The following is an 11,650-nucleotide window of genomic DNA, read 5'->3' as shown; positions in this document are numbered from 1 at the left end:
GAACGTCGTACGAATGAACCCTAAGGCCTGGGCCCCGATAGGGCCAAAAGCAACAAGGGCAACAGGCTGGACAGGTTCTTATTCATGCAAAGCGACGGTTATTTCGAGCAAGTTCGCGGCGGAATTATCAAACCGCCACTGTTTGAACTTTAGCTGAGCGGTATGGACCGGTCAAGCGGCAATTCGACGATGCATTTCGCGCGCAGAACGGGAGGAAAAGAGTTCTTCTTCTTTCGTCTCCGCATCCTCCGCGACTCCGCGTGAGCCTGGTTGCTTCAGATCGGGCCCAAATAGCGGCCGAGGAACAGGATCACGCCGCTGCGCGTGTCGCGGAGCAGGAAGATGAACGGATGATCGGCTTTGAATTCTTCCGGCGGTTGCCGACGGAGGATGGCTCCGGCATGCATTACGATGCCGGTCGCGGCAGCCGCCTCGGTCCCCTTTTCGTCGACATCGACAAAGGCCTTGTGGATCACCGACGAAATGAACAGATCGCGCTTGCCATCCATGCCCGAGAAATCGGCGGTTTTGGCGGAGAATGCCGCCGGCATTCCCATTGCCCCGAGCGTCGGTCCGAGTTCGAAATCCTGCGTGGCCTTGAATTTCGGCAGCCACACGTGGACGGTCTGGCTGCGCAACTGCGCAATCCATTTGCCATACGCTTCCGCGGTGAACAATTTCTCGACGGCCGGCAAGCCATCGACTTTCGTCGGCAGCACCACGACCATCGACAGATCGCCGCTCTTATAGGGCATTTCCAAGAGCAATGCGTCGTCGGTGCGAGCAAAATTGAAGTGCTTTTGCTGGCTCATCATGTCGACATCGGCCGTTTTGTCCGCAGTCAGGTGGAACGGGGCCTTTTGCGTCGAATCCTTGTCGAACGGCAGTTGCCAATCGCCTTTGAAATAAATGGCGTTGGTCAACACGAGCCGAGTGTCGGCATTCAAGGCTCCGGCGGGAATGAGATCTTTGATCTTGTCGTTGGTTTCCTTCTCGACCCAGGCATTGATGGTGCCACGGGACTGTTCGGCCTGATGGACAAAATCAAGTTGGGCCAACTCCGCGCCATAATCGTCGCGGGTGATTTTGAAAAACGAATCGAGAAATTTGTAGCCCTCTTGTCCCCACAGCCGATTGGCGATGCGGAATTGATAGCCATGATTGGGAGCGGCGGCCGTCAGTTGCTTCAGAGCGGCGCCGTAGTCGGCGTGCAGTTGGTCGGGCGGGAGGGTGAAATGCAAGGTCTTGGCCATTTCCGTGGCCGTGTCGCTGCGAGCGCCGGCGTAGGTCATCGCCAAGGCGGTCGAGATGCTATAGGGCGAAAAGAACAGCGGCTTGCCCGCTTCGACGCTCAACTGATGGTAGAGATCGATTGCGAATTGATTGTTGCCCGACACCAATTCGGCGGGCCAGCGATACACGGTTTTCACGGCCGTCGCTCCTTGGGCTTCGCCGATCGTTGCCGAGACAACCGCCGCGGACAGCATAAGAGCCAACGATGTTGCAGAAAGTGATTTCGTAGGGCACCTGCATGGATGAGTCGTGACAGACGGATTGCGACCCCGAGCTTAAACTCGGTCGAAAGATAACTTCCGCTTTTCGAACCCCTCACCCTGCCCTCTCCCACAAGGGGAGAGGGGCCTGTGGAAAAGCTATTTTTCGGCCGAGCCTTAGACGCGACAATGACGGCCGGAGTTCCGGTGACAAATTTTCTTCATCGCCATCGCCGATTCAATCCGATTTCGTCCGACCCGGAATAAACCCATGTGAGAATAATGGGCGCCCGGGCCGGTGGAACGGTAATGCGGCGTTCTCTGCCGCAATCTGCGTGGCACTCGCACCGTGAACGAATTCGATTATTTTGATTCAGCGGGCCGGCGGCCGAGCGAACCAATCGCGGCATCGCCCAGGTCGAGTTTCTTGCCCTTCATCTTGTCGAATTCCTCGGTTTGCTCCGGCGTGAGCACTTTTTGCATTTTTTCGTTCGCGTCCTTGACGATCGGTCCGATCTTCGCGCGTGCAGCGGTACGATCTCCGCCGGCGTCTTGGATCGCAGTTCGCACGGCGTCGCGCCGCTCCTTCGCCAAATCCATCAGCTTTTGCTTTTGTTCGTCGGTCAATTTGAGTGCATCGGCGATCGAGGGGTCGGAGAGCGCGCCGGCGCCGCGAACTTGAAGCCTGATTTCCTTCAGACGGGCGCGTTGTTTTTCGTTGAGAACGGAGTCGACCTTCTCGGTGATTTCCTTTTCTGCAGCGACAAGCTTCGGCATGCGTTCTTCGCGAGAAGCATCTTTCAACGAATCGCGAAGGTCCTTCATTTTGGTCCGTGCTTCGTCGTCGACTTTCTTCAGCGACTCTTTCTGCTCATCGCTAAGCTCCAAATCCTTGGCGACGGCATCCAGCCGCAACAATGCCAACCCGCTCCCGCCGCGCGCCATGCCTTGACCACGGGATTGCTCCGCTGGCTTTGCCGGCTCATCGGCCGCCATAGTGCACATTGCCGCCATGCCGGCCACAACCATTGCGACGCAACCGATGCCAATCCAGCGCATGCGTACCATGTGAAGCTCCTTCGAAAAAAGGAAAAGAAAAATCTTTGCAGCGCCCGTTAGCATAGCTCTGCTGGGGGCCGCGGGCTAGCAGCGTGCTGAAGTATTTCGCCACCAGCATAACTTCGTATGCCGCTGGCTCTGCCAGTGCAGATATTACCGGCGATTTCGGGCAATGGCAGACGAACCGGTGGCAAACAAGCGATCGCCCGTCGGCACGACTTCGGCGGCCTGCCAAAACTTGCGGTTTCGGCGAGTGACCGCTAGACTCGGAACTGTCGTGGGCTACGCTTTCAAACCCAACTCGCGCTGCCTACCGCCCGCCAAATCCCGCCCGTGTCGAAGGAGATTCCCATGGTTTTTGTCATTCGTGGCCGCGCTGCTTTGGCAACGTGTCTGACGGCCTCATTGTTTGTTTGCCTGGCCGTGGCATCGCAATCCAGTGGTTCGACCGAGGGGAATTGGCCTCAATGGCGCGGCCCGAATCGCGACAATGTTTCCACGGAAACCGGGCTGCTGAAGAAATGGCCCGTCGATGGGCCACCGTTGGCTTGGACCGCGAAAGATTTGGGCATCGGCTTTTCCGGCGTCTCGGTTCAAAACGGCCGTATCTACACGATGGGCGAGCGAGACACCGGCGAAACGCCGAAGCCGAAGGAAACCGCCGCGGCCAAGGATCAGGATACCAAGGGAAAACATAAGAAGGGGCGCAAAGCAGATCGCGGCGGCAAACGGCAATTCGTCGTCGCTTTGAACGAAGCCGACGGCAAGCAACTCTGGGCCACGCCGATCGGCACGGCCGAGAACAACGGCGGCGGTTATTCCGGGCCGCGTTGCACCCCCGCCGCCGACGGCGCGCACGTCTACGCCCTCGGCATTGACGGCGATCTGGCCTGCCTCGATTCCGCCACGGGCGAAATCGTGTGGAAGAAAAGCTACACCAAAGATTTCGATGGCCGGATGATGACCGGCTGGGGATATGCCGAATCGCCGCTGGTCGACGGCGACCGCCTGATCTGCACCCCCGGCGGAAAGAAAGACACAATGGTCGCCCTCGACAAACTCACCGGCAAAACGATCTGGACCTGCGCCGCCGCCGATTTTGGCCACAAGGGAAAAGACGGGGCCGCCTATTCGTCGATCGTCATCAGCCACGGCGCCGGCGTAAAGCAATATGTTCAACTGATCGGCCATGGGTTGATCGGCGTTCGGGCCGACGACGGCCAATTCCTCTGGGGCTACGACAAAGTGGCCAACGGCACGGCCAACATTCCCACGCCCATCGTCCGCGGCGATTATGTGTTCGATTCGACCGGCTATCAAACCGGCGCTGCATTGTTGAAACTGACGGCCGAAGGAAGCGGCGTGAAGGCCGAAGAAGTTTACTTCCTCGACCACACGAAGCTGCAAATCCACCACGGCGGCATGGTGCTGGTGGGCGGCTATCTCTACGGCGGCCATGGCCACAACGCCGGCGCCCCGGTATGCGTCGATTTCCTCACCGGCAAAATCGAATGGAAAGAGAACCATGGGCCGGGAAGCGGTTCGGCCGCCGTGGCCTGCGCCGATGGCCGGCTCTATTTCCGCTATCAAGACGGCACGATGGCCCTGATCGATTGCACGCCGAAAGAATACAAGCTGGTAAGCAGCTTCAAAATCCCCGATGTTTCCACGCCAAGCTGGCCGCACCCCGTCATCGCCGGCGGCCGAATGTATATCCGCGATCAGCAGCGTTTGCTCTGCTACGACTTGAAAGCGTCGGACGCGAAATAGCTCCGCGGCAGAGAGAATACCAGCCCGAAGCGTAAGCGAAGCAGGCAACACCAGCCCGAAGCGTAAGCGAGGAAGACACAACACCAGCCCGAAGCGTAAGCGAGGAAGGCCGGCCGCGCGACTGTCGCTACGCTGCGGCCTAGACTCAAAAGACCGACCAGCGATGCAAGCCACGCGGGGCCCGCATCGCCTGTCAGAGATTCCTCGCTTACGCTTCGGGCCAGTGTGCTTTGCGTGAAGCGCCGCCCGGCCCCGTTTCAATCCTGGTTCCGCAAAAATTCGGCGGTCGCGGGCTGGTTCGGGTTTTCGAAAATCTGTGCCGGCGGGCCGGATTCGAGAACCAATCCGTCTTGAAACACGTGCACCTGATGCGCCGCCCGGCGGGCGAAGTGCATCGCATGCGTCACCACCACCATCGTCTGGCCCGATGCCGCCAGGTCGGCCAACACCGCCAGCACCTCGGCCGTCATGCGCGGATCGAGCGCGCTCGTGGGTTCATCGAAAAGCATCGCCCGCGGTTCCATCGCCAACGCCCGGGCAATCGCCACCCGCTGCTGCTGCCCGCCTGAGAGCCGATCGGGCCGCTGATTCAACTTGTCGCCCAGCCCGACACGGTCGAGCAGTGCCTTCGCGCGAGTGGCGGCTTGGTCTCGCGGCAGCCGCAACACCCGCACGGGCGCTTCCATCACGTTTTGCAGCACGCTCAGGTGCGGAAACAAATTGAACTGCTGAAAGACCATCCCCACCTGCCGGCGAATCTGCTGCAAAAGCGCCGCTTGCTGCCGGCCGTTGAGGCCGGGCGTCAGTTGGTGTGGCCCGACGCGCACTTCACCGGCCTCGAACGTGTCGAGCCCATTCAAGCAGCGAAGAAACGTGCTCTTGCCGCCGCCCGATGGCCCGACAATCACAGCCACCTCCCCCTCGGCCACGGAGAGCGACACGCCGCGCAACACCTCGAGCAGGCCGTGCCGCTTGCACAACGCGCGAGTTTCAATCATCGGGACCATTGAATACCTAATGGCTAAGCACGAATATCTAAAGAATGGCGAATGCCGAAGCACGAATGTCTAAAAAGCACAAATCGTTGATCATTCGGTTTCGTCATTTGTGCTTCGTCATTCTTTAGACATTCGTGCTTCGACATTCGTCATTCTTACATTAGGCATTTGCCAATCGTCGTTCGCTCCAGCGGGCGAAAACCGACAGCGGGTAGCTCATCAGCATGTACAGCGTCGCGGTGACGATCGCGAGCTGCACGATCGCGCCGGTGCTCATCGCCAGGATGTCGTATTCCTTCGTCAGCTCGACCACCGTGACCACCGAACACACCGACGTGTCTTTGAACAGCGCGATGAAATCGTTGGTCACCGGCGGAATGACGATCCGAAAGGCCTGCGGCAGGATGATTCGCCAGATCGCCAACGGCCGGCTCATGCCCAGCGATAGCGCCGCCTCCATTTGCCCGCGCGGCACGGCTTGCAGGCCGGCCCGATAAATTTCCGCTTCATACGCCGAATAGTTGATCGCCAGCCCCGCGATGGCGGCGGCCAATGCCGGCAGGGCAACGCCGATCTTCGGCAACAAAAAGAAAATCGCATACAACTGCAGCATCAGCGGCGTACCGCGGAGCAGTTCGACATACAAACCGAGCGGCTTGGCGACCAGCCACGGGCCATACATCCGCCCGCAGGCAACCGAAATTCCGATCAGCACTGCTAGCGGCATCGACAGGACCGAGAGAATGACGGTCATGCCCGCCGCTTCCAACAGAATTCGCCAATTGTTGCGCAAAATATCGGCGAACGACGGGTAAGCGGTCGGCGCGGCCACGCCGCGCAGATCGCCGAGCGCCAGCATTTGGGCTTTGCCCGACAGGTTCCAGTGGTCGTAGAGCGATTTGAGTTGTCCGTCATGGATAAACTGTTCGAGCGCGTTGTCGATCGCTTGCTTGAGCTTGGTTTCCTGTTTGCCCATCAAGACGACGTAGTAGCCCTCGCTCACCGGCCGGCCGACGCGGCGCAGCTCGGGAAACTGGTCGGCGTAGTAAATTGCCGTGGGATCGTCTTGCAGCGTGCCATCATCGACGCCACCGACCACCTGGTTCATCGAATCGGTGGTGCCGTCGTAGCTAATTGCCTGGATGTTCGGAATCGTTCGCAGATAAGCGAGCGCAGCCGAGCCGACGAGGGCCCCGATTTTTGGCCGCCGTTTTTTATCGCCTTCAAGGTCTGCCCAAGAATGATAGGGGCTGTTGGCACGCACCAAGAGTTGAAACCCATAGACGTAGTAGGGCACACTGCAGAGATACCGCCGCTGGCGATCGGGCGTCAATTCGTAGCCGTTCATCGCGATATCGATCCGCCCGGAATCGATTAGCTCCGGCACCTTTTCCCAATCGCCCTGGATGAACGTGGCTTTGCCCCCCAGACTTTTGGCGAGCATGTCGGCCAATTCGACTTCGAAGCCACGAATCGTGTTCGGATCCTTTTCATCGGGAAAGACGTAGGGCCCGCCGCCGTTCTCGTCGCCGCCCCAACGGAGTTCGCCCTGCTTCTGAATCTGGTCGAGCACATCGGCCCGTGCCGGCTTGGCAGCCGACAGGGTAAGGCCGCCGAAGACGGACACGCAAAGAAACGCTGCAAAGGAAAACCGCTTCGGCATGGCGTTGTTGTTGGTACCGCGGACCATCTTGTCGGGATGCGGGCCGGTTGCCGCTGTCAAGCTAGGCCGGATTATTCATCGCACCACACTAGCCAGAAGCGTAAGCGAGGGAGCGACCGAGGCTTACCATCGCTAACGCTTCGGGCTACTATTTCGCAGCGTCTCGCGAATTCCTGGCACTATGAATAATCCGGCCAAGCTTTGTCGTAAAACGGTAGCCCGCGGCACAAGCAACGCGGTTCAGGGTCCGGACTGTCAACAATTTCCTCGCTAACGCTTCGGGTTAGTGTTGCGATCGGCGAGTTTTAAGACAAAGCGTTGTTGGCCGCGGCCGCGAGCCACGGGTTTGCCGCCCGGGCCATTGTGGTATTTGTACAGTTTTGCGGGTATTGTCAAGCAACATCGGCGTTTGCGGCCAAACTTTGATTGGAAAATAGACCAAATTATCGCCACGCCGGTTCGCGGAACTTTTTCCGCCGCCCGAGCGTCCAATCACCGGCTCGTCGTTCCGATCGCTGCGGACGAAGTCGCCAGATCCCGCCCGCTCTTCCGATTCGTCATCACGAGAACCGTATGAACAAGTCTCGCAATCTCGTCGTTTCGCTCGTCGGCCTCGGGCTGCTCTCGGCATTGGCCCTGGTGGCATGGTCGGCAGCTCCCGAAGCGGCTCCGACACAGCAAGACCGCGATGCGGCGAGCAAGAAAATGACCAACGGCAATTTCAAGGACGCCTACGACGAGTTTCGCCGGATGGCGCTCGACAAGAAAGACGAACCGCGGAAAGCGGGCGAAGACCTGAAAAATGCCATCGTTTGCCTCGAACGGCTAGGCCGGGCCGACGAAATCGACGACTTCCGCGAGAAGGCGATCGACGTGCATAAGGAAAATTGGCGGCTTCTGTGGGCGGCCGCCGATTCGTATCTCTACGTCGAACACAACGGTTTTCTCATCGCCGGCAAATTCTCGCGCGGCTACCACCGCGGCGGCGGGCAATGGGCCAACGCATTTGCCCACGACCGCGTGCGGGCGTTGCAGCTCATGCAGCAAACCTTTCCCCTTGTCGATGCCGACAACGACGATGGTGCGGCCAAGGCCGATTTCTACTTCGACTTGGCCACCATGCTGGTCAACGGCAGAAACTACAACGAGGCCTGGCGGCTGCAAGTGCTCACCGACATCGCCAAGGTGCCCGACTACAGCGAAATCTGGAACAACGGCGGCGGCGCCACCCGCGGCGCTCCGGTCGACGACGCCGGCAATCCGATTTACTACTCGGCCGTCAAACGCTGGAAAGACGCGGCAAACGATGGCCAGCGCTGGCGGTGGGCGCTTGCCGAGGCGGTCGAGATGTCGCACGACAAGTTGAACGAAGCCCGAATCGAATTCGCCGATTTCTTGCATAGCCAATTCGGCGTGCAAACGATGGCCCAATACGGCTCGTTCGGCCGCGGCGGCGAAGACGCATCCTCGGACAAGGATCGCACTGGCCCGTTCGCGGTCCATTCCCTCGGCGAAGCTGAAACGATCGCCCGCCTCGCCAACGGCATCAAGCGATTCAAGCTTCCCGATGAATTCAACTTCATCAAGATCTACCAGACGATCGCCGACAATCCCAAAACCGGCCAAGGCGAGGCCGCGCTCGGCGCGCTGGCGCAAATCTTCGAAAACCGCCAGCAATATCCCAAAGCGGCCGATTACTGGCGCCGCAGCATCAAGGAATACGGCCCGGGCCCCAACAACTATAAGCAGCAGCAGCTCGATCAGATCGTCGGCAATTGGGGCCGCTTCGATTCGGGCGTCGTGCAGCCTGCCGGGCACGGGGCCAGCGTCCAATTCACATTCCGCAACGGCAAGCACGTCAGCTTCGAAGCCCACGCGATCAAAATCGAAAAACTGCTCGACGACGTCAAAACGTATCTGAAGTCGCGGCCATCTCCGCCGGATTGGCAAAAATTCAACCTGCAAGACATCGGCTACCGGCTCGTCACGCAAAACCAAGAGCAATACGTCGGCCCCAAAATCGCCTCGTGGGAGCTCGATCTCGATCCGCCGGCCGAACATTTCAATCGCCAGTTCACCGTCGCCACGCCGCTGCAAAAGGCCGGCGCTTATCTCCTCTCGGCAAAAATGGCCGACGGCAACACCTGCCGCATTATCGTTTGGCTCGCCGACACCGCATTGGTGCAAAAGAACCTCAATAACGGCGTGCTGTATGTCGTCGCCGACGCGGTCACGGGCAAGCCGATTCCGAAGATGAACGTCGAACTATTCGGCTATCGCCAGCGATTCGAGCAGCCGAATCACTGGGCGCTCGACACCAAAAATCTCGCCGAATTCAGCAACGCCGATGGCGAAGTGATTCTCGATCAGCAGCGAGCCCCAGCCGATTTCAATTGGATCGCGATTGCCCGCGGCGACGGCGACCGGCTGGCCTACGTCGGGTTCAGCAATGTCTGGTATGGCAACCAATACGATTATGCCTACAACCAAATCAAGGTGTTCACGATCACCGATCGGCCTGTCTATCGCCCGGGCCAGCAGGTGAAGTTCAAATTCTGGATCGAGCACGCCCAATACGACAAGGAAGGAAAATCCGACTTCGCCAACCAAAATTTCAAGGTTGAACTGCACGATCCGAAGGGAAGCAAGCTGCTTGAAAAGACATTCAAGAGCGATTCCTACGGCGGCATCAAGGGCGAATACGAACTGTCGTCGACCGCGACGCTCGGCATGTATCAGCTGTATGTCGTCAACCGCGGCGGCGGCAATTTCCGCGTCGAGGAATACAAGAAGCCGGAATTCGAAGTCTCGGTCGATGCCCCCACCGAACCGGTGATGCTCGGCGAAAAGATCAAGGCCACGATCAAGGCGAAATACTACTTCGGCTCGCCGGTCGTGAACGCCAAGGTGAAATACAAGATTGTCCGCAGCAACTACGCCGAAACATGGTTTCCACCCGGCCGATGGGATTGGCTCTACGGGCCGGGCTATTGGTGGTTCGGCTACAACTACGAATGGTTCCCCGGCTGGAGCGATTGGGGCTGCCGCCGGCCGATCCCGTGGTGGTGGGGCGCCAGCTATCAGCCGCCGGAAGTCGTCGCCGATGCCGAAGCACCCATCGGCCCCGACGGCACGCTCTCGGTCGATATCGATACGGCCTTGGCCAAAGCCGTGCATCCCGACCAAGACCAGCGCTACGAGATCACCGCTGAAGTCGTCGATGCCACCCGGCGAACGATTGTCGGCGCGGGCACGGTGCTCGTGGCCCGCAAGCCGTTCAAGGTCACGGCCTGGCTCGAGCGCGGTTACTACCACACCGGCGATGAAATTGTCGCCCATGTCGCCGGCCGCACGCTCGATGGCAAGCCAGTCAAAGGAACCGGTCATCTGGTCCTCTACAAAGTCAGTTATCCCGAACCCGTGAAGGCCGGCAAAGAGGCGCCGGTCGAAAAGGCCGTCGAAGAATGGAACATCGACACCGATGCTGAAGGCATGGCGCGGCAAACCATGAAAGCCGCCGCCCCGGGCCAATATCGGCTGTCCTACAAGCTCAGCGACGCCAAAGGCCATACGATCGAAGGGGGCTATGTATTCACGATCACCGGCCCCGATTTCACCGGCGCCAGCTACCGGTTCAACGATCTCGAATTGATTCCCGACAAACGGGATTACGCCCCGGGAGAGACCGTCAAGTTGATGGTCAACACCAACCGCACCGATGCGTTCGTATGGCTGTTTCTCCGGCCGGCGAACGGCGTGTATCTTCCGCCGAAGCTGCTGCGGCTCGACGGCAAAAGCACGATCTTCGAAATCGGCGTTACGAAGCACGACATGCCGAATTTCTTTGTCGAAGCGCTGACGATCTCCGGCGGCAAGGCATTCAACGAGTTGAAAGATATCGTCGTTCCGCCCGAGCAGCGGATTCTCAACATCGCCGTCAAGCCGTCGAAAACGGATTATCGTCCGGGCGATAAGGCCAAGGTCGGCATTACGCTGACCGATCTGGCCGGCAAGGCTTTCGTCGGCTCGACGGTGGTGGCGATTTACGACAAGGCCGTCGAATACATATCGGGCGGCTCGAATGTCGCCGATATCAAGGCCTACTTCTGGCAATGGCGCCGCTCCCACAATCTGCGGCAGGAAACCAATCTCGATTTGGTTTTCCACAACTTGCTTCGCCAAGGAGAAACCGGCATGAGCGATCTCGGCGCGTTCGGCTACATGACGGGTCGAATGTACTCAAGACACGGCGCGGCCGCCGGCGACTGGGGTGGCGAAAATCGTCGCCAAAGTTTGCGTGGTCTCGGAGGGGAACAGCTTGAAAAGGATGCGGCGTTTGGTGCCGATGCGGCTGCCGCCGCTCCGATGGCTTTGGCGGCCGGCAATGCAAATATGGCCATGGATGGCCTGCAAGCGCGGGCAAAGGGCGAGAACGGCGACCGAGCCGCGGAGGGCGACAAACGAGCCCCCGGGGTGGGCGGCGGCGGTGGCCAGCCCGCCATGATCCAGCCCTCGATTCGTTCGAATTTCGCCGATACGGCCCTGTGGGTCGGGGCGCTCGAGACGAACGACAAGGGGGAGGCCGAGGTGGCCCTCACCATGCCCGAGAATCTTACCACCTGGAAAGTCAAAGTCTGGGCGATGGGCCAAGGCACCAAGGTCGGCGA

At 59.5% G+C, this 11,650-nt stretch carries 6 protein-coding genes; 2 read left to right on the top strand and 4 right to left on the bottom strand.

Features of this window, described 5'->3' with window-relative positions; translation table 11 throughout:
- Window positions 1-275 precede the first annotated feature (275 nt).
- Complete coding sequence (locus tag VHX65_00740; protein HEX3997058.1) at window positions 276-1,487, bottom strand: serpin family protein; 1,212 nt, start codon at window positions 1,485-1,487, stop codon at window positions 276-278.
- A gap of 369 nt (window positions 1,488-1,856) precedes the next feature.
- Window positions 1,857-2,561, bottom strand: coding sequence for a hypothetical protein (locus VHX65_00735; GenBank protein HEX3997057.1), 705 nt, complete (start codon window positions 2,559-2,561; stop codon window positions 1,857-1,859).
- Between the two features lie 342 nt (window positions 2,562-2,903).
- On the opposite strand from VHX65_00735, the gene VHX65_00730 reads away from it, so the two are divergent.
- Complete coding sequence (locus VHX65_00730; GenBank protein HEX3997056.1) at window positions 2,904-4,322, top strand: PQQ-binding-like beta-propeller repeat protein; 1,419 nt, start codon at window positions 2,904-2,906, stop codon at window positions 4,320-4,322.
- A gap of 257 nt (window positions 4,323-4,579) precedes the next feature.
- Here the strand turns inward: VHX65_00730 and VHX65_00725 are convergent, their stop codons facing one another.
- Entirely contained in the window at window positions 4,580-5,329 is a 750-nt protein-coding gene (locus VHX65_00725; GenBank protein ID HEX3997055.1) for an amino acid ABC transporter ATP-binding protein, read from the bottom strand.
- A gap of 151 nt (window positions 5,330-5,480) precedes the next feature.
- Entirely contained in the window at window positions 5,481-7,043 is a 1,563-nt protein-coding gene (locus VHX65_00720) for an ABC transporter substrate-binding protein/permease (GenBank protein ID HEX3997054.1), read from the bottom strand.
- 513 nt (window positions 7,044-7,556) lie between these two features.
- Here VHX65_00720 and VHX65_00715 point away from each other — a divergent pair.
- Window positions 7,557-11,650, top strand: a 4,094-nt coding sequence (locus tag VHX65_00715) for an MG2 domain-containing protein (protein ID HEX3997053.1), incomplete at its 3' end; no start/stop codon positions are given.

It is taken from the genome of Pirellulales bacterium, assembly GCA_036267355.1.
Lineage (GTDB): Bacteria > Planctomycetota > Planctomycetia > Pirellulales > DATAWG01 > DATAWG01.
Note: the sequence above shows the minus strand (reverse complement) of the source record. Positions and strands in the feature narration are given on the sequence as shown.